Source organism: Hyphomicrobium sp. CS1GBMeth3 (assembly GCF_900117455.1).
GTDB lineage: Bacteria > Pseudomonadota > Alphaproteobacteria > Rhizobiales > Hyphomicrobiaceae > Hyphomicrobium_C.
The window spans coordinates 203,373-230,244 of sequence record NZ_FPHO01000002.1 but is presented as its reverse complement, the minus strand read 5'-3'; the positions used below and the strand labels follow the sequence as shown (position 1 = coordinate 230,244).

The window sequence follows — 26,872 nt, the reverse complement described above, 5'->3', positions numbered from 1 at the left end:
TTCCCTAAATCGGAACAGAGACCGACGTCGTCCGCTTGGCGCCCTTAAGCGCATTTTTAAGCCACATGGCGACCAGCAACCGTGTCACCGTGACCGCCGCGAACACGGACGTCAGGATACCGAGCGACAGCGTCACGGCGAAACCGCGGATCGGCCCGGAGCCCAGCCAGAACATGATCAAGGCAGCGGCCAGCGTGGTGAGCTGACTGTCGATGATTGTCGTGAACGCGCGACGGAAGCCTGTCTCGATCGCGGCCACCGGCGTTCGTCCTGCTCTCAGCTCTTCGCGGATGCGCTCGTAGATCAGCACGTTCGCGTCGACCGCCATGGCGATGGTGAGCACGAAACCCGCGATGCCGGGCAGTGTCAGCGTCGTACCGATCGCCGACATCAGGCCAAGAATGAGAAAGCCGTGCACAAGCAGGCCGATAACCGCGTAGACACCGAACGTGCCGTACACGAAAACCGTCACCGCGAGCGTGCCGACGAGCCCAACAATACCCGCAAGCTTGCCCGCCTCGATGCTGTCAGCACCGAGCGACGGCCCGACCGTGCGCTCCTCGACGATCGTGAGTTTCGCCGGCAGCGCGCCAGAGCGCAACTGAATGGCGAGGTTGTTGGCGCTCTCGACCGTGAAGTTGCCCGAGATCTGGCCCGAGCCGCCGAGGATCGCCTCGCGGATTACAGGCGCCGAGATCACCTTGTCGTCGAGGACAATGGCAAACGGCTCGCCCACGTGTGACTTTGAGAAGTTGCCGAACTTGCGCGCGCCCGACTGATTGAAGCGGAAGGTGATGATCGGCGCGTTGGTCTGCTGATCGAAAGCGGGTTGCGCATCCACCAGGTCGTCGCCTTGCACCACCGCCACGTCCTGCAGCACGTACGCCGACTGGTATCCTTCCTCCTCCTCGGCCGCCTCATAGATCCGGTAGCCGGGCGGCGCGCGCGACAGCTTCGCCTCGTCAGCCGTCACGGTCGGATGCACGGCATGGAACGACAGCTTGGCCGTCTTGCCGATCAACTCCTTGAGCTGCGTCGTGTCGGACAGGCCTGGGTATTGGACGAGCACGCGGTCGCGGCCCTGCTGCACGACGGTCGATTCCGCTGTGCCGAGTGCATTGACGCGCCGGTTGATGGTCTCGATGGAGGCGGCAGCCGCATGCGAGAGCCGCTCCTGGATTCCGAATTCGGTCGGCCGCAACAGAATGAGCCCCGGCTCGTTGCCGCGTTCGACCTCGGTATCGTTACGCGCCGTGCCCATCATCAGGTTGCCGATGGGCTGAATGATCTTCTTGAGCTCGGTGATTGCTCTGTCCGTCTCCTCCGGCTTGACGAGACGCACCTGCACGGCATCCCCCGCGACACCGATCGCGGAGAATCCGATTTTGGCCTCACGCAATCTCCGGCGCGCGTCCTCGCGCAGATTGTTCAACCAATCCGTGCGCAGCTCCTTCTGATCAAGAGCAAGCAGCAGATGCGCACCACCCTGCAGGTCGAGGCCGAGCGGCATCTGCCGCTTGGGCAGGAAGTTCGGCCACGACTCCACCGTCTCCTTTGAGAAGAAGTTGGGCAGCGCGAACAGGATACCGACGAACACCGTCGCCACGATCGCGAAGATCTTCCAACGCTCGAAATGCAGCATGGCGGAACGAACCTATCCCCTAAACGTCGAGTGCGGGCGCGTCTGGGGCGCCCTGCCTCTCAAACTTATTTCGCGACGGTGGCGTCCTTCACGGGCTCGCTCTTCGAACGTACGTCGATGAGCGTGCTCTTGAGCACGCGAACCTTGAGCGTATCCGACAGATCGACCTCGATCTCATCCGAGTTGTCCGGCACACGCGCCACCTTGCCGATGAAGCCGCCGGAGGTCACCACGGTATCCCCGCGGCGCACCTTATCGACCATCTCGCGATGCTGCTTCTGGCGCTGGCTCTGCGGCCGGATCACCAGGAAGTAGAAGATGAGCACCATCAGCAGCATCGGAATGAGGAGCCCGGTAAACGGATCCGATAGGGGGCTGCTGGTCTGTGCGTAGGCCGAAGAGATGAACATGTGGGACTGGTCCTTGCAGGATCGCCGGTATGGTTTGGATGACGCAAAACGCGACGAGCCCTGCCGGGCGAAATCTCCCCGCAAGCCGCCGCCAAAGTTCGGCGCGACTATAGTGGGCGGGCCCCGCTTTGCAACCCTCGCACGCGGCTCGCGAATACCTCGTCGAGACGTGCTATGGCCCGCTGGGCGCTATCCGGAGTATAGAGGGCCGGAGCGTCGGCGAAAAGGCCGGCGGTCGCCTGCGACACGCCCGCCAAAAGCCTGAAATACAAAGCAAACCTAATCATGAGCTCGGACCTGGACCTCGCCGCCCGCCTCGATCGCATTGCCGCCGCGCTGGAGCGCTTGGTACCGCCCCCGCCCACGGCTCCGCGCTTTGACGACGCCGACGCGTTCGTCTGGCAGGCTGCGACGCTCGGCTTTCAGCCCGTCCCGACCGTCAATCGGGTGCCGCTTCAGCTGTTGAGAGGCATCGACGGCGCAGCCCGCCAGCTGCTCGACAACACGCACCGCTTCGCGGAGGGCCTGCCCGCCAACAACGCCCTGCTTTGGGGCGCCCGCGGCATGGGCAAGTCTAGCCTCGTGAAGGCGGCGCACGCCGAGGCACAGGCCGCGCTTGCAAAGCGCAAGGGGAAAGGCAAAGCAGCAGCCGGGCTCAAGCTGATCGAGATTCACCGCGAGGACATCGCGACGCTCCCCGCCGCGCTGTCCATGCTGCGCGACGCTCCGCACCGCTTCATCGTCTTCTGCGACGACCTCTCCTTCGACCGTGACGACACGAGCTACAAATCGCTGAAGGCGGTGCTCGAAGGCGGCATCGAGGGCCGCCCGTCGAACGTGCTCTTTTACGCAACCTCTAACCGTCGCCACCTGATGCCGCGCGACATGGTCGACAACGAGCGTTCGACGGCGATCAATCCATCGGAGGCCGTGGAAGAGAAGGTCTCGCTGTCAGACCGTTTCGGTCTCTGGCTCGGCTTCCACAACTGCAGCCAGGACGAGTTCCTGGCCATGGTGCAAGGCTACGCGGCACACTTTGCTCTGCCGATTGCGCGCGAGGAGCTGGTGCGCGAAGCGTTGGAATGGAGCGTGACACGCGGCGGCCGGTCGGGCCGCGTTGCCTGGCAGTTCACGCAGGATCTCGCAGGGCGCCTTGGCAAAACACTCGATGAGCCGGCGGCGAAGGACTAGGTCCCTAATCGTCCTCTGACGCCAGAACGAGAACGGGCAGCAGGGAGATCGCCATAACCCGACCGCTGTCGGCGACCCGCATCCTGCTGCCCGTTGCCTAGTGTGCTTTCAGAAAGGGGAGAAGACTTTCTGAAGCACGCCGTTTCAAACCTGTTCTACAACCGCTCCATGAACGGGGACGGGTCGACAGGCTTCTGCCCCTGCCGCAGCTCGAAATGCACCTGCGGCTGCTCGACCTGCCCCGTGCGGCCGGCCTTGGCGATCACCTGACCGCGCTTGATGCGGTCGCCGCGCTTGACGAGGATCTCGTCGGCATGCGCGTAGGCGGTCACCCAGCCGTTGTCGTGCCGCAGCAGCACGAGGTTGCCGTAGCCCTTGAGCTCGTCGCCCGCGTAGGCCACCACGCCGCCCTCGGCCGCATGGATGTCCGTGCCCATCGGCGCCGCGAGATTGACGCCGTCGTTGTGCGTTCCGTCCGGACGTGGACCGAACCCGCTGATGATCTTGCCTGCAACCGGCCAGCGAAGCTTGCTGAAGCCCGCCACCGCCGTCGAATTGTCCGTCGACATAGGCGAGACCGCAGCATCGGTTGCCGTGTTGGTCTCGACGCGTGCCACGCGCTCACGCTCGGGCGGCGTCAGACCTGCGGTACCGGTGCCATTGAGCAAGGTCGGCTGGCGCGGTGTGGACTGAGCCGCGGGCGCGCTCGGCTGGCTGCCGAGGCTGACCACGCCGGGCGTCGGCACGGGCGTCTGCGCCGCTGGCGCCGCATCCGCGACGGTCTCCTCGGTCGGAGCGGTTTGGGCGACCGGTGCCGAAGGTGCGGTGTCCGTCTCAGCCATGTGAGAGCCCGACGCCGGCAGCTTGAGCTCCGTGCCAGGCTTCACGTGCCGCGAGTCCGCAATGCCGTTGTAGCGCTCGAGATCGGAGAGCTTGACGCCACTCTCCCGCGCGATCGCGTAGAGCGAGTCACCCTGGCGCACGGTGTACCGGCGCGTCCAATCGGACGGCGCCTCCGCCGCCTGAGCCGGACGCACGGCCACTACCTCGTAATTCTCGCGCGGCGGGGCCGCCGGAACCGTCGCCGCCGGCGGACGTGTGCTGGCGCTCGGCATGCGCAGGTGCTGCCCCGGCCTGAGGCTGTTGGAGGTGAGCCCGTTGGCGGACATGAGCGCGTTGACGGAGACGCCGTGACGTCGCGACAGCGAATAGAGCGTATCGCCCTGCTGCACCTCGATCATCTCACCCGACGCGCCCATATCGGCGCTCGGCGGTGTACGAGCAGCGGTCTGGTACTGCGGCGCCGGATCGGGCGCCCGCGGCGTGCTCGTCGAAGCCCCGCCGTAGGAGCCAGAGCTTCCGTACGAGGCGCTTCCGTATGAGGAGCCGCGCGAGGATGCCCCCGAGTTGTAGCTATTGTCGTAGGAACGATCCTGCTGCACGCCGGAGCCGTAGCTCGGGGCGGCGCTGTAGCCGCCGCTGCCCTGGCTGCTCTGCCCGGAGCTACCCTGCCCACCGTAGCTGCCGCTGCCGCCGTAGGAACCGCTCTGCTGCGGCTGATGGATGGCGGCCGTCGTCATCGGTGCGAGGTCGGAGCGCGACACACTGCTGCCGCCGCTCGTCGGGCGATCATAGCCGGAGGAGCCGTACTCGGCCGAAGCCGTACGCCCTGTCGTGCCATAGGAGGAACCCGAAGACTGGGCGCGCGCACCCTCTGAATACCCCAGGTCGAACCTGGAGATGTCTGCGCTGCATCCCGCCAAAGCGGCCGAGGCAGAGGCTATCGCGACCCCCGCCTTCATCCCCTCAATGGTGAATAGATGACATTTACGCAAAGAACTAAACATGCCACTCACCCTGAATACCCATTTCAGGTAACCCTTAACGCGTTAAGGGAACCTTAACGGGGCCGATCCACGAATCGTCCTGAGCGGGAAGAGTGGGTAGGTCGACGCTCTCAAACAGACCGGAAATCCGGTACCCCGCACACGTATCGTGTACGCTGAGATTGTGCTGCGATGACGGAGAAATCTCGGCGACTTGGCGGCTAACTCAGCCGACGAACGATCCCTTAGCCGGCGCCCTTGCGGCGCGTCCCTTCCGCCTCGCCAAGCGATAGCGATGCTCCGAGACTTTCACGCGTCGCCTCGTGCGTAAGGTTAAGATGGAGTGGCGTCACCGAGATCAGACCATCAGCGATTGCACGCAGGTCCGTTCCCTGAGGCGGGTCCATGCGTCGGCGCTTGAAGCCGACCCAGAAGTAGGGATCACCCCACGTGTCGCTGCGCTCCTCGATGTGAAGCCCACCCTGGTCGCGCCGTCCCTGCCGCGTCGCCGCGATGCCTTTGACGTCGCCGGGCGCAAGGTCCGGGTAATTGACGTTCATGAGCGTCATCGCCGGCCATTCGCCGGCCAGCAGCTGCTCGACAATGCGCGGACCGTACTCGAGCGGCGTCTTCCAATGCTGCTTGCCCTCGGGATCGAACCCGATGGTGAGGCTCATGGCGATGGACCGGACGCCGAGCAGCGTGCCCTCCATGGCCCCCGCGATGGTGCCGGAATAGGTCACGTCCTCGGCAAGGTTGGAGCCGTGGTTGACGCCCGAAAGCACCAGATCCGGCGCCTTGTCCTTGAGCACGTGACGAATGCCCATGATCACGCAATCAGCCGGCGTGCCGCGCACGGCGAAAGCCCGCTCGCCGACCTCGCGGTAGCGAAGCGGCACCTGTAGCGTCAGCGCATGCGAGGCGCCGCTCTGGTTCATCTCGGGCGCCACGATCCACACATCGTCGGAGAGCGAGCGTGCAATCTGGTGCAGCACGGAGAGCCCATGCGCGCCCGCCCCGTCGTCGTTCGTCACCAGAATGCGCATGCGAAACCTGCACCCAACGTCGTTACGGACACAATGCGGAACGTGTCCTTGCTCCGCTTGGCCAGCCATCCAGTTCGAGACAGGATAGCACGTCGGTCAAGCGGCAGGCGCCGCAGCTCGTCGCAGCCTTACCGCCGTTCAAGGCAGTCCTACGAGGCTTTCTCGAGCCGCGAAATCCCGCCCATGTAGGGCTGCAAGGCCTCCGGAATTATGACGGACCCGTCGGCCTGTTGATAGTTTTCTAGCACAGCCACCAGCGTGCGCCCGACCGCGAGCCCCGAGCCGTTCAGCGTATGCACGAACTTGAGATCCTTGGCGCCCTTGGGGCGATAGCGAGCATTCATGCGCCGTGCCTGGAAATCGCCGCAGACCGAGCACGACGAAATCTCGCGGTAAGCATTCTGGCCGGGCAGCCAAACCTCGATGTCGTAGGTCTTCTGCGAGGCAAAGCCCATGTCGCCCGTGCAAAGCAGCACCGTGCGATAAGGCAAGCCAAGCCGCTTCAAAACCTCCTCGGCGCAATTGGTCATGCGCTCGTGCTCGGCGAGGCTTTCTTCGGGCGTCGTGATCGACACCAGCTCGACCTTCGAGAACTGATGCTGGCGGATCATGCCACGCGTGTCGCGGCCGGCGGCCCCCGCCTCTGAGCGGAAACACGGTGTCCACGCCGTGAGCCGCATCGGCAATTGCGCCTCGTCGAGGATTTGCTCGCGCACGAGGTTGGTGAGCGACACCTCGGCCGTCGGGATCAGCCAATACCCGTTCGTAGTCTGGAACAGGTCCTCGGCGAACTTCGGCAGGTTGCCGGTGCCATAGGCCGCTTCGTCGCGCACGAGTAGCGGCGGATTGGTCTCCGAGTAGCCGCCGAGATCTTCTGTTGCTTGGCCAGTATGCAGATCGAGCATGAAGCTCGCGATCGCGCGCTCGAGCCGCGCAAGCGCGCCCTTCAGAAATACGAAACGCGCACCCGACACCTTGCCCGCGGTCTCGAAGTCCATGAGACCCAGCGCCTCGCCGATCTCGAAATGCTGCTTCGGCTCAAAGTCCAACGCGCGCGGCTCGCCGACGCGACGCACCTCCTTGTTGTCGGTCTCGTCCTTACCGACAGGAACGTCCGCGCGCGGCAGGTTCGGGATCACCGCCAACGCGGCCTCGAGCGCCGCGGTGAGCTGCCGCTCCTCCTCCTCGCCGCCCTGGATGACCTCCTTGAGCTCGGCTACCTCCGCCATCAGCTTAACGGCCAGAGCCTCGTCCTTGGCAGCCTTCGCCTTGCCGATCTCCTTGGACGCGGCGTTACGGCGACTCTGCGCATCCTGCAGCTTCGTCAGATGGCGCCGCCGCGCCTCATCGAGTTCGAGCAGCTTGGCGCTTGCCGGCTCGAGGCCGCGGCTCTTGAGGCCCGCATCGAACGCCTCGGCGTTGTCTCTGATCCACTTGATGTCGAACACGGCTGTTTCCCTGAAGCTCAACGGCAGCGGCCCGTCGACCGCTCAGCGAGAGCGGAATGCTCTCGCCTTGACCCGGACGTATCAACTGAGAGTGGGGCGCCGCTACGAACCGACGGCGACGGTATAGGCTGCCCAGTGCGCGCGGTCCAGAGACCTGGACCACGATCGTTGCGAACCCTACCAGTCTGCAGCGTAAATCCTGAAAAACGAGAGCGGGACTGCGCTCTAAGTCGCGGCCCCACCGGGCGCCGATCCATCCTGCTCGGCGCGCTTCGCCGCCTCCTGCTTTTCAACCCAGGCAACGGCCATGATAGCAAGCTCGTAGAGCAGCACCGTCGGCATCGCCATGATGACCATGCTGATGGCGTCAGGCGGCGTCAGCACGGCCGCCACGGCGAAGATGCCGACAATGGCGAACCGCCGCCCGCGGCGCAGCGTGTCCGCTGTAACGATGCCGACGCGCGCCAGCAGCGTCAGCACGACCGGCAACTGGAAACAGATGCCGAAGCCGAAGATGAGCGTCATGATAAGCGACAGATACTCCGAGACCTTCGGCATCAGCTCGATGGTCGCGGGTCCCGACGCGCTCGCCGTATGGGCAAGCCCGATCGAGAACTTGATCAACACCGGCATGGCGACGAAGTAGACCACAGCCGCCCCAAGCACGAAGAACACCGGCGTCGCGATGAGATACGGCCGAAAAGCCTGCCGCTCGTTCTTGTAGAGACCCGGCGCGACGAACTTATAGATCTGCGCCGCGACCACCGGGAACGACAGGAACGCCGCGCCGAACAGTGCGAGCTTCAAGTGCGTGAAGATCTGCTCGAGGAAGTGCGTCGCGATGAGGCGCACATGATCGCTACCGGACGCCCAGACGTAGGGCCACACCAGTATTTCGTAGATATAGCGTGCAACCGAGAAGCACAGCAGGAACGTGACGAGGAACGCGGCAGCCGAATAGATCAGCCGCTGACGCAGCTCGATCAGGTGGTCGAGCAGCGGCGCTTTCGAAGCGTCAATATCGTCCTGTCCTGGACGCGGCAGGCTTTCCTGCATCAAGCCGCCCCTGCCTTGGAAGTGGAGGAAACCGCCTCAGGCTCTTTGTCGGATTCTGTCGGTGCCGCAACCGGATCGGGCTCCACAGGCGTTGCGGCCGGCGGCGCATCCGATGCCACAGCCGGCACACTCTCCGCAGGCGAGGTGCCATCAGACGCGATCTGAGCCGGGGGAGCAGCGGCGGCAATATCGACCTTGGCCGCGTCCTTGACGCCTTCGACTGAGCGTGTCGCCTGATCCAGCGAAGCCTTCACGCCGTCGCGGACCGAATTGACCTCTTTGCGGATATCTTCCATCTCGGCTTCGCGCATCGCCTGCTCGAAGACCGCACGGAACTCGTTGGCCTGCCGCTTCACCACGCCCGCATACTTGCCAAGCGTATTGAGAAAACGCGGCAACTCCTTCGGCCCCACGACGACAAGCGCCACGAGGCCTAGAATGAGCAGCTCGCTCCAACTCACGTCGAACATCGGAACGTCCCGATTTCCGGCCGCACCGAAGGCGGTCAGCCCGCTTTCGACTTGTCGCGCTCGGCCTGAACCGTGTTGTCGATCACCTTCGGCTCGGCAGCGATCGGCGTCTCGTCCTCATTGAGCCCCTTCTTGAAGCTCTTGATGCCACGCGCAACGTCACCCATGAGATCCGAGATCTTATTGCGTCCGAACAAGAGGACGACGACGACGAGCAACAACAGGAGATGGGTCGCACTCAACCCCATGGAGGGCCTCCTTCTGGGCCAGCATCGACGCTAAGCGCCATTTAATTTTGCTGTCTTTTCGCGTGCACTATCGCAGAAACACTTGTGAGCTGCAAGCGCGCCACGTTCCCGCACGTGGGCATTACCAATTTGAAATTCAAGGTGTTTTGTCGTCATTTGACGGAAAGACGAGCGCCGCGACTGGATCGATGCGCACGGCGACCTCACTGCCCTCTTTGAGCTGCGGCCCCGAGACCGTTCGCGCGTTCAGCGGCGCATCGAAGCCTTCCACCGCCACCTCGTAACGCACGGCATCGCCCAGGAATTTTGCGCTCCGGATGCGCCCCTTGAGCGCCGTTCCCGCGTCCTTGCCGTTGCCGCTCGCTGGCACCAGCTCCACGCTCCGCTCACGGATGCAAAGCGTCGCCCGCGCCCCGTCCGCTAACCCCGGTGCCGACAACCGGCCGATCGGCGTGGCGATTTGCCCAGCCCGCACCGGCACCTCCACCTCGTTGATCTCCGAGAACAGCCGCGCGACGAACAACGCCGCCGGATTGTTGTAGAGATCTTCGGCGCGTCCTGTCTGCACGATCCGCCCCGCGCGCATCACGGCAATCCGGTCGCCGAGCCGCATCGCCTCCTCGGGATGGTGCGTCACGATCATGCACGTTGCGCGCGTCTCGCGGATCAGCGCCAGCGTCTCCTCCTGCATGGCGTCACGCAACTGCACGTCGAGACCGGAGAAGGGTTCATCCATCAGCATGACGGCCGGGCGCGGCACGATGGCCCGCGCCAGCGCCACGCGCTGCTGCTGCCCGCCGGAGAGAATGTGCGGATACTGGTCCGCATACCGCTCGAGCCCGACACGCGACAGGATGGAAAGCGCCTCCCGCCGCGCTTCCTCGCGCGGCAACCCCTTGAGCCCGAACGCAACGTTCTCGAGAATGCTGAGATGCGGGAACAGCGCGAAATCCTGAAACATCAGGCCAACGCTGCGATCCTCGGGTTGCACGAAACGCGCTGGCCCCGCCACCTCACGATCGCTGATCAGAATGCGCCCGCTGGTAAGGCGCTCGATGCCAGCTGCAAGCCGAAGCAGCGTCGTCTTTCCACAGCCCGACGGGCCGAGCAGGCACACGACCTCACCCGGCGCGATCTCGAGCGACAGCGCGTCGACCGCCGGTCGCTCCCCGTAGGTTTTCGTAACTGCGTCGAATGTCAGCTTAGCGGCGAACGTCGCCCCGGCACGCACGCGCGCCTTACCGGGCGCAGGCTCGCCCGAGCGCGTCTTACCCGATGTGCTGATGAACCAATTCGTCACGCGTGAACCCGGCCCGATCCCGAAGCGTGACCTCCCAGCCTCGCGCGCCGTGGCGCGCAAACGATCCGTAACGAGTCTAGACGTCCGTTCGGTGGATCGCGTCCGGATGAGGAGGACAGGACTACGGCCGCAGGAAATCCTGCAAAAGTTGACAAGTTCAGTCTGGCTTACTCTCGCCGTCGCCATCCGGCAAGTCGCCATCGGCGCGGCCCTCGACGGCCTCGTCCTCGGCCGTCTCCTCCTCTTCGGCCTCTTCGCCGGTTTCCGCCTCGTCAGGCGCATCCTCCAGCGGCAATTCGTCCGGCATCAGAGAGGCCGCGATCGAGGGATCGGGCACCGTAAATCCGGGCGGCAGATGCCCGTCGAGCAGACCCTGCGCCTTGAGGTCCGCGAGCCCCGGCAGATCCTTGACGCTGTCGAGCCCGAAATGCGCGAGGAAGCTCTCGGTCGTGCCGTAGGTCAGCGGCTTGCCGGGCGCACGCCGGCGCCCGCGAGGGCGAACCCAGCCCGCCTCCATGAGAATATCGAGCGTCCCGACCGAGGTCGTCACGCCGCGGATCTCCTCGATCTCGGCCCGTGTCACCGGCTGGTGATAGGAGATGATGGCCAGCGTCTCGAGCGCCGCCCGCGACAGCCGCCGCTCCTCGACGGCATGCCGCTCGAGCAGATAGCCGAGATCCTCCGCGGTCCGGAACACCCACTTGCCGGCAACGCGCAGGAGGTTGACGCCACGCGGCGCATAGATCGCCTTGATGTCGGCGAGCAGCGCGCCGATGTCGCTGCCGTGGCGCAAATGCTGTGCAAGCCAGGCTTCGTCGAGCGGCGTGGGAGAAGCAAACAGCAGCGCTTCGACGATGCGCTGATCCTCGAGCCGTTGCTCTGGCGTGGGCGCAAGCCCCGCCTCGGCCGCCTCGACCTCCGACAGCGCGCGCGCAAGCTCGACGGCCTCGGGCGCTTCCGTTTCATCGAGCGCGCCGTCGTCCTCGACGCCGTCGCGCGTCACAACTCTGAGTTTCGGCGGAACCATGTCGCCTTCCCTGTCCGGCGCAGCGGTCGTGCTGTGAAGCACGCGCTCGTCCTGCGCTCATGCTCATCCTACGCGGGCTGCATCACGTCTGCGGCCCGCCGAGAACCACCTCCACGCGCTCCCACTCGGCACCATCCTCGCGCCGGCGCATGTAGATCGGCGAGAACGGCGCCTCTTGTTTGAGCTCGATCATGCCCTCGCGCGCCATCTCGAGCGTGGCACCGAAGGAGCTTGCGAGAACCGTTTTGTCCTCCTCCTCCGTCGCGAGATACGTCTTGAGGCACTGCTCGAGCTCGACCCATTCACCGATCTCGTGCCCGACCAGACCCTCGAGCTTGGTTCGGGCCTGCTTGATCGACCACACCCGTCGCGCCTTGACGACGTGCGTGACCTTGACCGTGCGCCGACGCAGCTCGGAATAGGCTTTGAGCAGGTCGTAGATCTCGGCCGTCCAGCGCACTTCGCTCACGGTCTCGATGCGCTCGGGCATGCCGCGCGGAAACACGTCGCGACCGAGCCGCTTGCGCGTCATCAACTCGCCGATGGCGCGCCGCATCGCCTCGAGCCGCATGAGGCGGAACGCCAGCCGCTGCGCCATCTCGTCGGCGGAAAGCTCCTCGCCCTCCTCCTTCTCCTTGGGCAGAAGCAGGCGCGACTTGAGAAACGTCAGCCACGCCGCCATCACCAGATAGTCAGCGGCGATCTCGATTTTGAGCCGCTGCGCCTCCGCGATGTAGGCGATATACTGATCGACCAGGGCAAGGATCGAGATCTTCGAGAGATCCACCTTGTGCGTACGCGCCAGCGCCAGCAGGAGATCGAGAGGCCCCTCGAAGGTCCCGACATCGACGATAAGCGCTTCGGACGCTGCCGGCGCGAGGTCGCCATCAGGCGCTTCCCAGCCCGGTCCTTCGTCCCCGATCTGCTGTCCGATTTCGTCCGTCATTGGCCCTGCTGAACGGCGCCATCAAAGGCGCAAGCTGCACACCAGCTCTATCTCGTGCGCACACTACACTGATTCAGCATGCCGTCTGTCGGTTCCGATGGCCAGCCCGAGTTGCATCTCAGCCTTGGCCAAATCGTAAGGATCGCGCCGTCTGAGGACAGCCGCAGCCGCGTGGAATCGCCGCAGAGCATCCCCCGCAAGCTCCGGCACGGCGGCAGCCACCTCCTCCATCTCCGCGAGCACCCCGTTGCAGTGGAGGGCCAGATCCGAGCCCGCCGCCAGCACCGCCCGTGCCCGCTCGCCGAACGCCCCCGAGAGCGCCTTCATGCTGAGGTCGTCGCTCATCAGAAGGCCGTCGAAGCCGATCTCGCCGCGTATGATCTCCCGCGTCACCCGGCGCGACGTACTCGCCGGCTGCGCCTCGTCGATGGCGGTGAACACCACATGCGCCGTCATCGCCGCCGGCATATCGGCAAGCGCCTTGAAGGGCGCGAAGTCCGTCGCGGTCAGCACCGCGTGCGGCTCGGTCACGATTGGAAGATCGTGGTGGCTGTCCTTCGTCGCGCGCCCGTGTCCGGGGATGTGCTTGATGACCGGCAGCACGCCGCCGGCCATGAACCCTTCGGCCACGGCTCGCCCCAGCGCCGCCACTTGCTCAGGATCGGTGCCGTAGGCGCGGTCGCCGATGATGTCATGCGCGCCCGGGATCGGCACGTCGAGCACCGGCGCACAATCCGTGTTGATGCCAAGACTCCGGAGATCATCGGCGACAAGGCGCGCAACATGGAACGCCGCTTCGCGCGCCAGCGCCGGATCCTCCGCAAAAAGCCGAGCGTAGGATTGTGCCGGCGGCAGCGCGCGCCCGAGCGGCGGCCGCAGGCGCTGTACGCGCCCACCCTCCTGATCGATGAGCACCAGAAAATCGTCGCCTGCGCCGACGGCCTCGCGCACATCCGCGACGAGGCGGCGGATCTGCTCGTGACTGGTGCAGTTGCGCGCGAAGAGAATGAGGCCCGCGGGCGGGGCGGACCTCAGGAAGCTGGCTTCAGCCGGCGAAAGCGTCTCGCCTGCCAGGCCGGTGATGAAGGCATAGGCCATGGAGTTGGATCAGATCAGTATGCCGTCACCCAGCAGCCGCTGTAGCCTTCGGCCTTGAGCTGCGAGCAGAGCGAGCTGGCCGAATCCCGCGAGCCGGGCGGCCCCACGAGCAGGCGATGATAGGTCCCCTTCTCGCCAAGGTTCGCTTCCTGCACGTCCGGGGTCTTGTTGACCAGGATCGAGCTATACCGCTGCTGCATGTCGGCAAACTGCTTGAGCGCATCGATGCGGCTGCTGTCGGAGGCGGGCACCGAGGCCAGCACGGCCACGTAGCCGGCGCCGGTCGGCCGCGGCCCAGTGGACGCAGGCGTCGCGGCGGCGACCTTCTTCTTCGGCGGCGGATCAGCCTTCGGAGCGGCGGCAGCCGGCGCCCGAGCTTCGACCGCGCCCGTCTCGGCAGGCGCCGTGTCGACCATCTTCTTGGCGGGCGGCGAGACCGTCACCGGCCCGCTGCTGTCTGCCCGCGCCGCCATCTGCACCGGCGGAGAAGCCTGGCCCGGCCCGGCCGAACGCGTCGGCGAGGGGCCACTGCCAAAGCCATCGATCACCGTCAGGCCGGGGACCGAAACCGCGCCAGCCGTCTGCTGCTCGGGCTCCGTCGGTGGTGCCTGGATCGAGCCATCGCGACCGACCGTCATCACCGGCACGCGGCGCACGCCTGCAGGATCGGAGTTTGGCTCGCTGCCGCCGTCGCCGAGACGGCCCATGATCTTGCTGTCGGTATGAGCGAACTGCTTGCCGCCGGGCTCGGACGGCTTGACCTTCGACGGCCCGGACGCGCTCTTGACGAGCGGTGTCGTGTCACTGCCACTCGGCCCCAGGATGCTGTTGTAGGCGATTGTGCCGGCGCCACCGAGAAGCACGGTGCAGGCCACGAGCCCCACGACCTTCTTCCAGCCGCCGCGCCGCGGCTCATCCTCGTACTGCGCCTCGTCGTCGGCGTAGCTCTGGTCGAACGTCGCGTGCTGCTGGCCATTCTCATAGCCAGGCGCCGGGCCAAGCTGAGGATCGAGCTGCGGGTCGCCATAGGGATCAGCGCCCCATTGGTCCTGGGCCCCATAGCCTTGGCCGTAATCGTGCGTGTCGAGACCACCGAGGCTGGGCGAGCCCCACTGGTCGCCGGCAGCGCCATGCTGCCCGCCGGGTGCCGACGCGTATTCGTTGCCGTAGGAGAGCTGCGGGGACGGCGCAGGCGCCGACGTACCACCGAAGCTCGGCTCGTAGCCGCGCGTCTGAGGCTGGGCATAGGCCGACGATGCGCCGCTCGCATGGCCATAACCATTGGCCGAGGGTGCCGGCGAAGACGCTTGCCCCTGCCCGTATCCGTTGAGCGACGGCGCGTATGGATCGGCCGGAGTGCCGTAGGAAGGCTGCGGAGCAGCCGGCGCCTGCGGCGCGCGGGAGGCATAGCTCGGCGCCGGCTGCGGCGCCGTGTAGCCCGCGAGACCATAGGGATCCGAAGCCGGCTGCTGCGGCTGGGAATACCCATAGCCGTCCGGCCTCAAGGCCGCGTAGGGATCGTGGCTCTGCGACCCGCCGGCAGCACGCCCACCGGACTGAAGATCAGCGCCGTAAGCGCCCGCATCCCCATAGGCTGGGGCCGCCGGGCGAGCATTGCGATGAGGAGAAGCCGGCTGCGCGGGCTGCGGCCAGCCCGGCTGCTCGTAATGCGAGGCATGAGGCGCCTGAGGCTGAGCCCCAGCAGGGCGTCCCTGCGTGTTGGGAATCTGATTGTGCGGCAGAGGATTGCTATACCGTGTCATCTCTTCGGAACCCCACGTCGCGCTCTAGTAAGCACGATCTCGGCACCGGCAGCCGCTGCCCCGCCGGCAAGCCATTCGGCGGTAACTTCAACGCCAGCGGCACGGCCGCCAACGCTTCTTCTCTACCCCATGTCGAAGTTCGGTTGACCGATGCGTCTCGACACTGCCCCCGAATCGAGATTCTAGCGCATTGCCTCCGGCGCCCCGACTCCGAGCACCGTCAGCCCTGAGGATAACACCTGCTTGAGCGAAGCCACGAGCCCGCACCGAGCCGTCGTTACCCCCCGATCGTCCGGCTGGATAACGCGCAATTGTGGCAAATCATTGCCACGCGTCCAATGGGCGTGAAAAGCGGAAGCCAAATCATAGAGATAGAAGGCGAGCCTGTGCGGCTCATGCGCGCGCGCCGCGCCCTCGATCAGGGTCGGGAAAAACGCGGCCTTTTTGATGAGATCCAATTCGCCCGCGTCCGTAAGCCGTGACAGGTCGGCGGTGATGACGCCGTCGCGTATTACCTCGAGATCCGGAAACGCTTCGCGCGCGTTGCGCAGCACCGAGGCCGCACGCGCATTCGCGTATTGAACGTAGAACACCGGATTGTCCTTCGACTGCTCGGTCACCTTCGCGAAGTCGAAATCGAGCGGCGCATCATTCTTCCGGTAAAGCATCATATAGCGCACCGGATCGCGCCCGACCTCGTCCACCACATCGCGCAGCGTGACGAATGTCCCGGCCCGCTTGCTCATCTTGAACGGCTCGCCGGCTTTGAAAAGCTTCACGAGCTGGCAGACCTTGATGTCGAGGTCGGCTTGCCCGTCCGAGAGCGCCGCCACCGCCGCCTTCATGCGCGGGATGTAGCCGATGTGATCGGCGCCGAACACGTTGATCAGGTGCCGGAAGCCGCGCTGCAGCTTGTCGTAGTGATAGGCAATGTCGGCCGCGAAATAAGTGTAGCTGCCGTCGGATTTCCTGAGCGCCCGGTCTGCATCGTCCCCGAAGGCGGTCGAGCGGAACAGCGTCTGCTCGCGGTCCTCCCATTCCTCGTCGTCGTGGCCCTTGGGCTTATCGAGCCGCCCCTGGAAGATGAGCCCTTTGGCTTCGAGCGCCGCAATCGCCGCCTCGATCTGGTTCTTGCGACCCGTCGTCAGCGAGCGCTCCGAGAAAAAGACGTCGTGCTTGATGTTGAGAGCAGCAAGATCGTCCTTGATCATCGCCAGCATGGCATCGATGGCGAAGCTGCGCACCAGCGGCAGCCACTCGTCATCGAGCTTTTGCAGCAGCGCGCGGCCGTATCTTTCGGCGAGCGCCGAGCCCACCGGCTTCAGGTAGTCTCCCGGGTAGAGACCGGAGGGTATCTCGCCGATGTCGTCGCCGAGTGCTTCGCGATAGCGCAGGAACGCCGAACGCGCGAGCACGTCGACCTGGCCGCCGGCGTCGTTGATGTAGTACTCGCGCGCGACGTCATAGCCGGCAAACGTCAGGAGGTTGGCGAGCGCATCGCCGAACACGGCGCCACGGCAATGACCGACGTGCATCGGCCCGGTCGGGTTGGCGGAAACGTACTCGACGTTGGTGCGCGCATGCTCTCCGACGTCAGACGCGCCATACTGCGGACCCTTGAGCAGGATCGCCGCCACCACGTCGTGCCAGAATGCATCCCGCATGCGCAGGTTGAGGAAGCCCGGCCCCGCGACCTCGGCCGACACAACGTCGCCGTCGAGCCGAAGCGCCTCGGCCAGCGCCTCGGCAATGTCGCGCGGCTTCATGCGCGCGGGCTTGGCGAGCACCATCGCCGCGTTGCAGGCAAGGTCGCCGTGCGACGGATCGCGCGGCTGCTCGACGGCGACATTGGAGAAGTCGAGCTCCGCCGGCAGCACACCTTTTTCCTGAAGGCCTCTGAGAGCGGCGAGCACCCGGCTCTCGACCTCCGCGAACACGTTCATCGAATAGCGTCCTGATCTGATCATTACCGCGCTACCACCTCAAGGTCGTGCGCGTGGTTCGCCCGGAACGGGCAGAAAGGCATCGGCCCGGCTATCGCAATTCCGGCGTGGCGTCAAACAAGAGCCGGTGCTGGTCGATGGCGTAGCGATCCGTCATGCCGGCCACGAAATCGGCAATGACGCGGGCGCGCGTACGCTCCGAAAGCCCGTCCTGGGCCGCCCGCCACGCGTCCGGCAGCGCCGAAGCGTCCTCCAGATAGCGCTCGAACAGCCGCGCGATCAGCGCCTCCGCCTCATCCATGACGTGCATGACCTTCCGGCTGCGGTAGACGCGCTGCATCAGGAACGCTTTGAGCGCCTTGAGATCGGCCGCGACGCGGGGCGAGAAGGCAACCACCGCGTCGCCCGCCCCGCGAATGTCATCCGGCGAGCGGGGGCCAAGCGCCGCAAGCCGGGCACGGCTTTCCTGCACCACGTCGTGAATGAGCAGCGTGATCATGCGCCGCGTCACTTCGTAGGTGAGGCGGCTGCGTCGGCCCTGCCCCTCTCCCGCCGGCAGCGCCTCGACGATCGAGCCGGCGAGCGGCGCCTTGGCGAGGTCTTCGAGCGTCAACAGCCCGGCGCGCAAACCGTCGTCGATGTCATGCGTGACATAGGCGATATCGTCCGCCAGCGCCGCCGCCTGTGCTTCCCCCGAGGCCCAGCGCGCAGGATCGAGGCTCTGCCAGGCTTCAAGCTTGCGAATGACCTTGCGCACGGGCTCGTGCAAAGCATCCACGATCGGCCCGTTGTGCTTGGCAAGCCCCTCGAGCGCCTCCCAGGTGAGGTTGAGCCCGTCGAACGCCAGATACTTGCGCTCGAGCGCCATGACGACGCGCAGGCTCTGGGCGTTGTGGTCGAAGCCCCCGAAGCGCGCCATGAGCTTGTCGAGCGCCCGCTCACCCGCGTGCCCGAACGGCGGATGGCCAAGGTCGTGCGCAAGCGCCAGCGCCTCTGCCAGGTCCTCATCGAGTCGAAGCTGCCGCGAGATCGTGCGTGCGATCTGTGCCACCTCCAGGCTGTGCGTCAGGCGCGTGCGAAAATGATCGCCCTCGTGAAAGACGAACACCTGTGTCTTGTGGATAAGCCGTCGGAACGCCGTCGAATGTAGGATGCGATCACGGTCCCGCTGAAAGGGGCTGCGCGTCGGGCAGTCGGGCTCGGGAAAGTGCCGGCCCCGCGAGGCGACAGCGCTCGCCGCATAGGGCGCGGGGGAGCGCTCTCCGGGCGCAAGCGCACCGCCATACGCAGCCGGACTATCCGTTTGATCCTGCCTTGCCTTGCTCATACCAGCCTGAAAGACTTACCCAAATTCCGACTTCTCGCCGGCTCGCGACGGCATTTGACTTGAACCGGACGGCCACTATCTTCGTATCAGACTTTGCTTGCACGAGGCGACCTGCGCATGATGCGAAACCCCGCCTCGGAGGATATCGATGTCCGAGACCCTGACCCCGACCGCCAGCGTCACGCTGACCGACCGCGCCGCTGACCGCATCGCCGAGATCGTTGCCGGCGAGCCCGCGGGCACAATGCTGCGCGTCTCGGTGGAAGGTGGCGGCTGCTCGGGCTTCCAGTATAAGTTCGACCTCGTCGATGGGGCCGCAGGCGACGACGTCGTCATCGAGAAGAGCGCGGCAAAGGTGTTGATCGACCCCGTCTCCCTCGAGTATCTGGCAGGCTCCGAGATCGACTTCGTCGACGACCTGATCGGCGCTTCGTTCAAGATCCAGAACCCCAACGCCACCGCCTCTTGCGGCTGCGGCACCAGCTTCTCCCTCTGATCCCTTCTCCCCGCCCGCGGGCGGGGAGCGCGAGACCTCCATGAAGATCACGACCTGGAACATCAATGGCATCCGGGCGCGCATCGAGGGTGCGCTGGCCTACGTGCGCGAGGCGCGCCCCGACGTGTTATGCCTGCAGGAAATAAAGACCGTCGACGAGGGCTTCCCGACCGAAGCCTTCGCCGACCTCGGCTACAACATCGCCACCCACGGCCAGAAGGGCTTCAACGGCGTCGCCCTACTCGCGCTCAATCCGCTCGAGGATATTGTCCGCGGCCTCCCCGGCGACGATGGCGACGTCCAATCCCGTTACATCGAGGCCACCATCACCGACGGCCTGCTGTCGGTACGCGTCGCCTCTATCTACCTGCCGAACGGCAATCCCGTCGGCAGCGAAAAATTCCCCTATAAGCTCGGATGGATGGCGCGCCTCGACGCCCACGCCCGCGCCCTGCTCGCATCCGAGATGCCGGTCGTGCTCGCGGGCGACTTCAACGTCATCCCCGATCCGATCGACGCCAAGCGCCCCGACGCATGGCGCGGCGACGCGCTGTTCCAGCCGGAAAGCCGCGCCGCATTTCGCGCGCTGACCAACGTCGGCTACCTCGACGCCGTGCGTGCCTGTCATCCCGAGCCGGGCCACTACACGTTCTGGGACTACCAGGCCGGCGCCTGGCAGAAGGACGACGGCATCCGCATCGACTTCCAGCTTCTCTCGCCGCAGGCCGCCGACCGCCTGACCGCCTCTGGCATCGACCGTTTTACGCGCAGCTGGGAGAAGCCCTCCGATCACGCCCCGGTGTGGACGACGCTCACCTGAGCGGCGCGACCGAACGAAAAAGGCGGGTCCTTAAAGACCCGCCTTTGTTCATGAGACAAACCCGCGATCGTTCGGCTAGCGCGCGCCACCCGGCGCGTTGACGTCGCGCAGCTTCGGCGCGTCGCCCGACATGGTGCCGTACTCGAACGCGCGCGGCCCAACCGGCAGACGAGGCGTGGTCGGCGAACCCGAGCGGATCTGGATGACGTCCACGGGTTGGCCATCCTTGCAGGTCCGAACCGGGCCGGCAGGAAGCTGCGGCAGCCCGCTGCGATCGTAGGTGGCGGTCGGCTTGCGGCCGTAGCGGTTGCCCCACTGCGCCACGATGCCGGTCGCCTGCTTGCGCGTGCCGTCGGCCGCGCCGCAGAAAATGTTCTGGTAGATGTCTTCGATCCACATGGCGTCCTCGGGAGGCGCATTGTCGACCGCCACGGCGATGAGGGCCAGCGCCCGCGCCGGATCGGGCTCCACATGCTTACCGCGCCACAAGAGGTCCGCGAAGAACGCCTGCGCGCCCGCGTGCCCGTTCTGGCTCAGAACCGACAGCCAATGGCGAGCAAGCGGCACGTTGGCCTCGACGCCCTCACCCTTGAGCTGCAGCTTGGCGAGCTCGAACTGCGCGTCCTCGTCGTTGAACGTGGTCGACGCGTTGTTGAGATAGAACACCGCCCGCTCCGGATCGGCGCGAAGCCCGATCTCGGGCAGCCCGCGCAGCACGTAGCCCGCGAGCGCCGTCAGAGCCTTGCCCACGTAGCGCGCCCGGGGATCGTCGGGATCCACGTCGAGATGCTCGTCGGCAATCTTTTCGAACAGCGCGTAGGCCTTGGCGTGGTCCGTATAGGGCCCGGTGCTGTCCTGGTAGATCTTGGCGAGATAGTAACTCGCCATGAACTCACCCTTGTCGGCCGAGAACGTCAGCGCCGGCATGGCAAGCTCGTAATACCCGCCTTGGTAGGCGCTGACCCCCTGTCGGAGGGCCTCGCGCGGCGAGCTGAAGGACGTGTTTTGTGCCAGCGCTGCGGCCGGCACGCACGCAATCACGATCAATCCGAGTAACAGCCTAGATGTCCGCATAGCAAACAACTTCCGCCTTCCCGCCTGCGTGGGTGACGGCACCGAAACGGGCCGGGCCCACTTGATCCGCGAATTTTCTGATTGCCCCGCTCTGGTACGCGTTCGGCGGAGCTTTCCAGTCCTTGCGACGGCGCTCGAGCTCGTCCGCATCGACCTCGAGGTCGAGCGTGCCAGCCTCCGCATCCATCGAAATGATGTCACCGTCCTTGATGAGCCCGATGGGACCGCCCACGGCCGCTTCTGGCCCCACGTGTCCAACGCAGAACCCGCGCGTGGCGCCCGAGAAGCGCCCGTCGGTGATGAGCGCCACATTGTCGCCCGCGCCCTGACCATAAAGAGCGGCCGTCGTCGCCAGCATTTCGCGCATACCGGGCCCGCCCTTGGGACCCTCGTAACGGATCACCAGCACTTCGCCATCCTTGTAGGCGCGTGCCTCGACGGCAGCGAAAGCATCCTCTTCACAGTCGAAGCAGCGCGCCGGCCCGCGGAACTTGAGGCTTTTGAGCCCAGCGACCTTCACGATCGCCCCATCCGGCGCCAGCGTGCCCTTAAGGCCCACGACGCCGCCCGTCGGGCTGATCGGATTCGAGACCGGATAGACGACCTTCTGCTCGGTGTTGAATTTCACATCCTTCAGATTCTCGGCCATCGTCTTGCCGGTCACCGTCAGGCAATCGCCGTGCAGGATGCCGCCCTCGAGCAGGGCTTTCAGAATCTGCGGCACGCCGCCGATGGCATGCACATCGTTGGCAACGTACTTGCCGCCGGGCTTCAAGTCCGCGATGTACGGCGTTCTCTTGAAGATCTCGGCAACGTCGAAGAGATCGAAATCGATGCCGCACTCGTTAGCCATGGCTGGCAGGTGAAGCGCGCCGTTGGTCGAACCACCCGTCGCGGCAACCACGATGGCAGCGTTCTCGAATGCCTTGCGCGTGCAGATGTCGCGCGGACGGATGCCGCGCGCGATCAGCTTCATGACTGCCTCGCCGCTCGCCCGCGCATACTGGTCGCGGCTCTCGTAAGGCGCCGGCGTTCCGGCCGATCCCGGCAGCGCGAGGCCAATGGCCTCCGACACGCACGCCATGGTGTTGGCGGTGAACTGAGCGCCACAGGCGCCCGCGCTCGGACACGCCACACACTCGAGTTCGTGCAGCTCATCGTCGGACATGCGCCCGACCGAATGCATGCCCACGCCCTCGAACACGTCCTGCACTGTCACGTCGCGGCCCTTGAACGTCCCGGGCAGGATCGAGCCGCCGTACATGAACACGGAGGGAACGTTGAGCCGCAGCATGGCCATCATGGTGCCGGGCAGGCTCTTGTCACAGCCCGCGATGCCGACCAGCGCGTCGTAGGAATGGCCGCGCATGGTGAGCTCGATCGAATCCGCGATCACCTCACGCGAGACGAGCGACGACTTCATGCCCTGGTGGCCCATGGCGATGCCGTCGGTGACGGTGATGGTGCAGAACTCACGCGGCGTGCCGCCGCTTTCCTTGACGCCGGCCTTTGCCGACTGTGCCTGCCGCTGGAGAGCGATGTTGCACGGCGCGGCCTCGTTCCAGCAGGAAACGACGCCGACGAAGGGACGATGGATCTCCTCCTCCGTGAGACCCATGGCATAGTAATACGAGCGGTGAGGTGCGCGCGACGGACCTTCCGTAACATGCCGACTTGGCAACTTAGACTTGTCGAACGTCCTCGCGTCCATCAACTCACGTCCATTCTCTTATGTCTACGCCGGTCCCGCCCGCGAAACACGCAGGGGTCCCGTCAGAGCGGAAAGCAATGTCTTCAGATAAGGCCGCTTCGGAAACTTGGATCTGCGGTCGCCTGAAAATCGCGCAACCGCCCAGTCCGAACCTGAAGCCCCCGCAAGCTTCCGTTCTTCCATCTCTTCGTCGCGCCAATTTGTGGCCCAACCGAGGCACAACCGCCGAAATTCGTTGCACCCCGGCAACAACCTTTATTTCAGCCCTCCGATTTTAGGACTATTTTACCGGAGTGACCATCACACCACAGTACCGCAGCCTAGCCCGGTTTCGATATCCGCTATTTTAGCGTTTACCATCCGATCTCGGCCGATCTCTGGCTCCACTTGGGCCTTACGGCGACCAAGTGCAGGAAAGTTGGGCAGTCACCGCCAAACCAGCAAGCTTGCGCCCGGCCTGAACACGGCCCCAATCCTCCGCTCATGGTAAAGGACACGCCGGGCTCTGGAGGTCCCGACTTCGAACGATGAGGAAGTATCTGATCTCTTTGGCTGGCGCCCTGGTGCTGGCGACTGGCTATGTCGCCTACCCGCTGATAACGGTCTGGCACATCCGCGAAGCCGTTCGCACCGGCAACACCGCCTACATCGATGCCAAGATCGAATGGCCGACCGTGCGCGAGACGCTGCGGAGCTCACTGACCGAGTATGCCCTCGGCCCCACCCCTGTGGTGGCATCGGGTGCTCACCCGCCGAAACCCGGCCTCTGGCAGCGGATCAAGGCCGGCATCAGCCGCCGCGCCGTCGACAACATCGTCGAGAGCTATGTCACGCCGGAGGGACTGCCGCGGCTGTTCGGCGCCCGCGAATTTCATCGCGAGAACATCTCGGGCGAAGCCGCGGCACTCAGAGCCCAGCCCTGGCACGAGCGCGCGAGAGGCTTCTGGTCGCGCGTGAAGCGTGCCGAGTTCCACTCCCCGACTACCTTCGAGATCGAGATGGCCGACAAGAACGACCCGGCGCGCCACTACGTCGGTCTGTTGCGGCTGCGCGGTCTCGAATGGAAGCTCGCCGAGCTGCGCGTGCGCTCTGTGCAAACTGCGCCCGCATAGCCATCCGCATCACTCGAGCGGTGCACCACTATCCCTCGATGCGCTTGAGCGCCGCTTGAAGCCGCGCGATGCGATCGGTGCCCTCCGCGACACGCTCGCGATTGAGTTCCACCACGTGCTCGGGCGAACGCGCGACGTTGGCTTCGTTCGAAAGCCAATTGACCGCCTTCGTGCGGTCACTCTCGGCCTTCTCGATCTCCTTCTGGAGACGCCGCCGCTCAGCTTCCATGTCGATCACGCCCTCGAGCGGCAGCGCCGCTGTCGCCTCGTCGATCACGAGCAGCGCCGCGCCCTTGGGTGCCGTATCGGCAAACGCGATGGAATCGAGCCGAGCGAGCCGCCGGATGGTCTCCTCGTGGCGTTTGGCACGTGCCACCGTCGCCTCGTTGGCGCCCGTCAGCACGAGCGGAATTCGCGCGCCCGCCGGTACGTTCATTTCGGTCCGCACTGAGCGCACCTCCGAGACGAGCTTCACGACCCAGCCGATCTCCTCGTCCGCCGTCGGGCTCGCGAGCCCCTTCAGCTTCGGCCATTCGGACAGACAGAGCAGCGTCAGACGCCGTTCGCCGTGCTCCACCATATGCGCCCACAGCTCCTCCGTGATGAAGGGCATGAACGGGTGCAACAGCTTGAGGCACTGGTCGAGCACCCACGCCGCGCAGGCGCGCGTCTCGACCTTGGCCGTCTCGTCGTCACCGGCGAGGATCGGCTTGATCAGCTCGAGATACCAGTCGCAGTAGACGCCCCAGACGAACTCGTAGATGGCGCCCGCCGCCTCGTTGAAGCGATAGCCTTCGAGCCCCGCTGTCACCGCATTGGCCGCGCGCTCGGTTTCGCCCACGATCCAGCGGTTGAGCGTATGCGTCACCGCCGAAGGATCAAAATCGAACTGGCGAACGCACTCGTTCATCTCGCCGAAGCGCGCCGCGTTCCATAGCTTGGTCGCGAAGTTGCGGTAGCCCTCGACGCGGGCCGGCGCGAGCTTGATGTCGCGCCCCTGCGCGGCCATCGCGGCCAGCGTGAAGCGCAACGCGTCCGCTCCGTAGGTGTCGATGAGCGCCAGGGGATCGATGACGTTGCCCTTTGACTTCGACATCTTCTGCCCGCGCTCGTCGCGCACGAGGGCGTGGATGTAGACATCGTGGAACGGCACCTCCTTCATGAAGTGCAGTCCCATCATCATCATGCGGGCGACCCAGAAGAAGATGATGTCGAAGCCGGTAACGAGCACGCTCGTCGGGTAGTAGAGCTTGAGCTCCGGCGTCTCATCCGGCCAGCCGAGCGTCGAGAACGGCCACAACGCCGAAGAGAACCACGTGTCGAGCACGTCCTCGTCGCGCGTGAGCGTGACCGGCGCATTCGAGCCCGCGTAATGCTTTTCCGCCGCTGCCTGCGCTTCGGTTTCATCGTAGGCAACGAACACGTGCCCGTCGGGTCCATACCAAGCCGGGATCTGATGCCCCCACCACAGCTGGCGTGAGATGCACCACGGCTGGATGTTACGCATCCACTCGAAGTAGGTCTTCTCCCAGTTCTTGGGAACAAACGTCGTCTTGCCACCCTCGACGGCGGCAATGGCGGGCTTCGCAAGCTCTCCCGCGTTGACGTACCACTGGTCGGTCAGCCAGGGCTCGATGACGTCGTTCGAGCGGTCACCGTGCGGAACCGTGTGTGTGGTGGGCTCGATCTTGGCGAGCAGCCCCTGCGCCGCGAGGTCCGCAACGACGCGCTTCCTCGCCTCGAAACGATCGAGCCCGCGATACGCTGCCGGCACCTCCTCGTCGTCCACGATGCGGCCGAACGCATCCAGCACGTTGATCTTCGCGAGGTCGTGCCGGCGGCCGACCTCGAAGTCGTTGAAGTCGTGCGCCGGCGTGATCTTCACCGCGCCCGTGCCCTTTTCGGGATCGGAATACTCGTCGGCAACGATCGGAATCTCGCGCCCGACCAACGGCAAGCGCACCTTCGCGCCCGCCTTGATCAGCGCCGCGTAGCGTTCGTCCTCCGGGTGCACGGCGATGCCCGTGTCGCCGAGCATCGTCTCCGGCCGCGTCGTCGCCACGATGATGTAGTCCGCGTCGTACCCCGGCACCTTCTTCGCCAGCGGATAGCGGAAGTGATACATGTGCCCCGACGGGTCCTTCTTCAGAACCTTCGCCAGCGCATCCGCATCGAACGGCTTCTCAGGATCTCCGTCGACCCAAGCGAACGATCCCTTCTTTTCCACCTGCACGACCTCGAGATCCGAGATCGCGGTCTGGAACTTCGGGTCCCAGTTGACGAGCCGCTTGTCCTTGTAGATGAGCCCCTTGCGGTGGAGTTCGACGAACACGCGCACGACCGCACGCGAAAGCCCCTCGTCCATCGTGAAGCGCTCGCGGCTCCAGTCGCACGAGGCCCCGAGCCGGCGGAGCTGATTGACGATCGTCGACCCGCTTTCCTCCTTCCAATCCCACACGCGCTTGACGAACGCGTCGCGTCCCATTGTGCGCCGATCAGGCTCTTGCCGCTCCATGAGCTGGCGCTCGACGACCATCTGCGTCGCAATACCAGCGTGATCCGTACCCGGCTGCCAGAGAACGTCGCGCCCCCGCATGCGCTCGAAGCGCACCAGCACGTCCTGCAGCGTATTGTTCAGCGCGTGCCCCATGTGCAGCGAGCCGGTCACGTTCGGCGGCGGAATGACGATGGAATAAGGCTCGGCGCCGGCGCGATCCGCGCGCCCGGCGCGGAACGCCTCCGCCTCATTCCATGCCTTTGTAATACGCGGCTCGATCTCTGCGGGCTGGTAGGTCTTGTCGAGCATGGGGCGCGGAAGCCTTTGCGGTGTGGGATCGTCGTCTCGGAAGGAGCCGTCAATATCCGGCGAGACGCAGGGGAAACTTGAGGGAATTGGCGTCCTACGAACCCGCTCCGCC

22 protein-coding genes are annotated in these 26,872 nt (G+C 65.3%); 4 read left to right on the top strand and 18 right to left on the bottom strand.

Features of this window, described 5'->3' with window-relative positions:
* Positions 1 to 4 precede the first annotated feature (4 nt).
* Together secD and yajC are read right to left on the bottom strand one after the other, a co-directional pair.
* Positions 5 to 1,642 (bottom strand): protein translocase subunit SecD, encoded by a 1,638-nt coding sequence (secD, locus tag CS1GBM3_RS01205; protein ID WP_072390269.1) that lies wholly within the window; start codon positions 1,640 to 1,642, stop codon positions 5 to 7.
* A 65-nt stretch (positions 1,643 to 1,707) separates the two neighbouring features.
* The gene (gene yajC / locus CS1GBM3_RS01200; RefSeq protein ID WP_072390267.1) at positions 1,708 to 2,052 is read right to left on the bottom strand and encodes a preprotein translocase subunit YajC; all 345 of its coding nucleotides are present in this window, start codon (positions 2,050 to 2,052) and stop codon (positions 1,708 to 1,710) included.
* A 285-nt stretch (positions 2,053 to 2,337) separates the two neighbouring features.
* Between yajC and CS1GBM3_RS01190 the strand changes: the two genes are divergently transcribed.
* Complete coding sequence (locus CS1GBM3_RS01190) at positions 2,338 to 3,243, top strand: ATP-binding protein (protein WP_072390262.1); 906 nt, start codon at positions 2,338 to 2,340, stop codon at positions 3,241 to 3,243.
* A 155-nt stretch (positions 3,244 to 3,398) separates the two neighbouring features.
* Here the strand turns inward: CS1GBM3_RS01190 and CS1GBM3_RS01185 are convergent, their stop codons facing one another.
* The 13 genes from CS1GBM3_RS01185 to CS1GBM3_RS01125 form a co-directional block, all read right to left on the bottom strand.
* The gene (locus tag CS1GBM3_RS01185) at positions 3,399 to 5,045 is read right to left on the bottom strand and encodes a M23 family metallopeptidase (RefSeq protein ID WP_072390259.1); all 1,647 of its coding nucleotides are present in this window, start codon (positions 5,043 to 5,045) and stop codon (positions 3,399 to 3,401) included.
* Positions 5,046 to 5,314: 269 nt separating this feature from the next.
* Positions 5,315 to 6,115 carry a 5'/3'-nucleotidase SurE gene (gene surE / locus CS1GBM3_RS01180; RefSeq protein WP_072390256.1) on the bottom strand — a complete coding sequence of 267 codons (801 nt, stop codon included), beginning with the start codon at positions 6,113 to 6,115 and terminating at the stop codon, positions 5,315 to 5,317.
* A 149-nt stretch (positions 6,116 to 6,264) separates the two neighbouring features.
* Positions 6,265 to 7,563, bottom strand: a complete 1,299-nt coding sequence (gene serS, locus CS1GBM3_RS01175) for a serine--tRNA ligase (protein ID WP_072390253.1) — start codon at positions 7,561 to 7,563, stop codon at positions 6,265 to 6,267.
* Between the two features lie 225 nt (positions 7,564 to 7,788).
* The gene (tatC, locus tag CS1GBM3_RS01170) at positions 7,789 to 8,619 is read right to left on the bottom strand and encodes a twin-arginine translocase subunit TatC (protein WP_072390250.1); all 831 of its coding nucleotides are present in this window, start codon (positions 8,617 to 8,619) and stop codon (positions 7,789 to 7,791) included.
* On the bottom strand, positions 8,619 to 9,089 hold the full coding sequence (gene tatB, locus CS1GBM3_RS20005; protein WP_072390247.1) for a Sec-independent protein translocase protein TatB: 471 nt from the start codon (positions 9,087 to 9,089) through the stop codon (positions 8,619 to 8,621). The genes tatC and tatB overlap by 1 nt, the downstream gene beginning before the upstream one ends.
* 35 nt (positions 9,090 to 9,124) lie before the next feature.
* The gene (gene tatA, locus CS1GBM3_RS01160; RefSeq protein WP_072390245.1) at positions 9,125 to 9,337 is read right to left on the bottom strand and encodes a twin-arginine translocase TatA/TatE family subunit; all 213 of its coding nucleotides are present in this window, start codon (positions 9,335 to 9,337) and stop codon (positions 9,125 to 9,127) included.
* Positions 9,338 to 9,473: 136 nt separating this feature from the next.
* Positions 9,474 to 10,637 carry an ABC transporter ATP-binding protein gene (locus tag CS1GBM3_RS01155; protein ID WP_244534514.1) on the bottom strand — a complete coding sequence of 388 codons (1,164 nt, stop codon included), beginning with the start codon at positions 10,635 to 10,637 and terminating at the stop codon, positions 9,474 to 9,476.
* Between the two features lie 157 nt (positions 10,638 to 10,794).
* Positions 10,795 to 11,664 carry an SMC-Scp complex subunit ScpB gene (scpB, locus tag CS1GBM3_RS01150; protein ID WP_083566936.1) on the bottom strand — a complete coding sequence of 290 codons (870 nt, stop codon included), beginning with the start codon at positions 11,662 to 11,664 and terminating at the stop codon, positions 10,795 to 10,797.
* 82 nt (positions 11,665 to 11,746) lie between these two features.
* Positions 11,747 to 12,610: a segregation and condensation protein A gene (locus tag CS1GBM3_RS01145; RefSeq protein ID WP_072390242.1), complete on the bottom strand. Its 864-nt coding sequence runs from the start codon at positions 12,608 to 12,610 to the stop codon at positions 11,747 to 11,749.
* A gap of 63 nt (positions 12,611 to 12,673) precedes the next feature.
* Entirely contained in the window at positions 12,674 to 13,708 is a 1,035-nt protein-coding gene (gene nagZ / locus CS1GBM3_RS01140; RefSeq protein ID WP_072390239.1) for a beta-N-acetylhexosaminidase, read from the bottom strand.
* A 14-nt stretch (positions 13,709 to 13,722) separates the two neighbouring features.
* On the bottom strand, positions 13,723 to 15,471 hold the full coding sequence (locus CS1GBM3_RS01135) for an SPOR domain-containing protein (RefSeq protein ID WP_072390236.1): 1,749 nt from the start codon (positions 15,469 to 15,471) through the stop codon (positions 13,723 to 13,725).
* 182 nt (positions 15,472 to 15,653) lie between these two features.
* Positions 15,654 to 17,414: an arginine--tRNA ligase gene (gene argS, locus CS1GBM3_RS01130; RefSeq protein ID WP_072393409.1), complete on the bottom strand. Its 1,761-nt coding sequence runs from the start codon at positions 17,412 to 17,414 to the stop codon at positions 15,654 to 15,656.
* A gap of 91 nt (positions 17,415 to 17,505) precedes the next feature.
* Positions 17,506 to 18,741: a deoxyguanosinetriphosphate triphosphohydrolase gene (locus CS1GBM3_RS01125; RefSeq protein ID WP_072390233.1), complete on the bottom strand. Its 1,236-nt coding sequence runs from the start codon at positions 18,739 to 18,741 to the stop codon at positions 17,506 to 17,508.
* 148 nt (positions 18,742 to 18,889) lie between these two features.
* Here CS1GBM3_RS01125 and erpA point away from each other — a divergent pair, with 148 nt between their 5' ends.
* Positions 18,890 to 19,237 carry an iron-sulfur cluster insertion protein ErpA gene (erpA, locus tag CS1GBM3_RS01120; RefSeq protein ID WP_072390230.1) on the top strand — a complete coding sequence of 116 codons (348 nt, stop codon included), beginning with the start codon at positions 18,890 to 18,892 and terminating at the stop codon, positions 19,235 to 19,237.
* Between the two features lie 40 nt (positions 19,238 to 19,277).
* Positions 19,278 to 20,057: an exodeoxyribonuclease III gene (gene xth, locus CS1GBM3_RS01115; RefSeq protein WP_072390227.1), complete on the top strand. Its 780-nt coding sequence runs from the start codon at positions 19,278 to 19,280 to the stop codon at positions 20,055 to 20,057.
* 75 nt (positions 20,058 to 20,132) lie between these two features.
* Here the strand turns inward: xth and CS1GBM3_RS01110 are convergent, their stop codons facing one another.
* Positions 20,133 to 21,131: a tetratricopeptide repeat protein gene (locus tag CS1GBM3_RS01110; RefSeq protein WP_072390223.1), complete on the bottom strand. Its 999-nt coding sequence runs from the start codon at positions 21,129 to 21,131 to the stop codon at positions 20,133 to 20,135.
* A complete protein-coding gene (gene ilvD / locus CS1GBM3_RS01105) occupies positions 21,118 to 22,842 on the bottom strand; it encodes a dihydroxy-acid dehydratase (protein WP_072390220.1) in 1,725 nt (574 codons plus the stop codon). The genes CS1GBM3_RS01110 and ilvD overlap by 14 nt, the downstream gene beginning before the upstream one ends.
* A 527-nt stretch (positions 22,843 to 23,369) precedes the next feature.
* Here ilvD and CS1GBM3_RS01100 point away from each other — a divergent pair.
* Positions 23,370 to 23,954 (top strand): DUF2939 domain-containing protein, encoded by a 585-nt coding sequence (locus CS1GBM3_RS01100; RefSeq protein ID WP_072390217.1) that lies wholly within the window; start codon positions 23,370 to 23,372, stop codon positions 23,952 to 23,954.
* A gap of 28 nt (positions 23,955 to 23,982) precedes the next feature.
* Here CS1GBM3_RS01100 and CS1GBM3_RS01095 read toward each other — a convergent pair whose 3' ends face one another.
* Positions 23,983 to 26,760, bottom strand: a complete 2,778-nt coding sequence (locus CS1GBM3_RS01095; protein WP_072390214.1) for a valine--tRNA ligase — start codon at positions 26,758 to 26,760, stop codon at positions 23,983 to 23,985.
* Positions 26,761 to 26,872: the final 112 nt, after the last annotated feature.

Bases quoted from the DNA above. Each gene is read 5' to 3' on its own strand.
- CS1GBM3_RS01145 (WP_072390242.1), bottom strand. From the start codon at position 12,610: ATGACGGACGAAATCGGACAGCAGATCGGGGACGAAGGACCGGGCTGG.
- xth (WP_072390227.1), top strand. From the start codon at position 19,278: ATGAAGATCACGACCTGGAACATCAATGGCATCCGGGCGCGCATCGAG.
- ilvD (WP_072390220.1), bottom strand. From the start codon at position 22,842: ATGGACGCGAGGACGTTCGACAAGTCTAAGTTGCCAAGTCGGCATGTT.
- argS (WP_072393409.1), bottom strand. From the start codon at position 17,414: ATGAACGTGTTCGCGGAGGTCGAGAGCCGGGTGCTCGCCGCTCTCAGA.
- CS1GBM3_RS01125 (WP_072390233.1), bottom strand. From the start codon at position 18,741: ATGAGCAAGGCAAGGCAGGATCAAACGGATAGTCCGGCTGCGTATGGC.
- yajC (WP_072390267.1), bottom strand. From the start codon at position 2,052: ATGTTCATCTCTTCGGCCTACGCACAGACCAGCAGCCCCCTATCGGAT.
- nagZ (WP_072390239.1), bottom strand. From the start codon at position 13,708: ATGGCCTATGCCTTCATCACCGGCCTGGCAGGCGAGACGCTTTCGCCG.
- CS1GBM3_RS01185 (WP_072390259.1), bottom strand. From the start codon at position 5,045: ATGAAGGCGGGGGTCGCGATAGCCTCTGCCTCGGCCGCTTTGGCGGGA.
- erpA (WP_072390230.1), top strand. From the start codon at position 18,890: ATGTCCGAGACCCTGACCCCGACCGCCAGCGTCACGCTGACCGACCGC.
- CS1GBM3_RS01135 (WP_072390236.1), bottom strand. From the start codon at position 15,471: ATGACACGGTATAGCAATCCTCTGCCGCACAATCAGATTCCCAACACG.
- CS1GBM3_RS01095 (WP_072390214.1), bottom strand. From the start codon at position 26,760: ATGCTCGACAAGACCTACCAGCCCGCAGAGATCGAGCCGCGTATTACA.
- CS1GBM3_RS01190 (WP_072390262.1), top strand. From the start codon at position 2,338: ATGAGCTCGGACCTGGACCTCGCCGCCCGCCTCGATCGCATTGCCGCC.
- scpB (WP_083566936.1), bottom strand. From the start codon at position 11,664: ATGGTTCCGCCGAAACTCAGAGTTGTGACGCGCGACGGCGTCGAGGAC.
- surE (WP_072390256.1), bottom strand. From the start codon at position 6,115: ATGCGCATTCTGGTGACGAACGACGACGGGGCGGGCGCGCATGGGCTC.
- tatA (WP_072390245.1), bottom strand. From the start codon at position 9,337: ATGGGGTTGAGTGCGACCCATCTCCTGTTGTTGCTCGTCGTCGTCGTC.
- tatB (WP_072390247.1), bottom strand. From the start codon at position 9,089: ATGTTCGACGTGAGTTGGAGCGAGCTGCTCATTCTAGGCCTCGTGGCG.
- CS1GBM3_RS01110 (WP_072390223.1), bottom strand. From the start codon at position 21,131: ATGCGGACATCTAGGCTGTTACTCGGATTGATCGTGATTGCGTGCGTG.
- CS1GBM3_RS01100 (WP_072390217.1), top strand. From the start codon at position 23,370: ATGAGGAAGTATCTGATCTCTTTGGCTGGCGCCCTGGTGCTGGCGACT.
- tatC (WP_072390250.1), bottom strand. From the start codon at position 8,619: ATGCAGGAAAGCCTGCCGCGTCCAGGACAGGACGATATTGACGCTTCG.
- secD (WP_072390269.1), bottom strand. From the start codon at position 1,642: ATGCTGCATTTCGAGCGTTGGAAGATCTTCGCGATCGTGGCGACGGTG.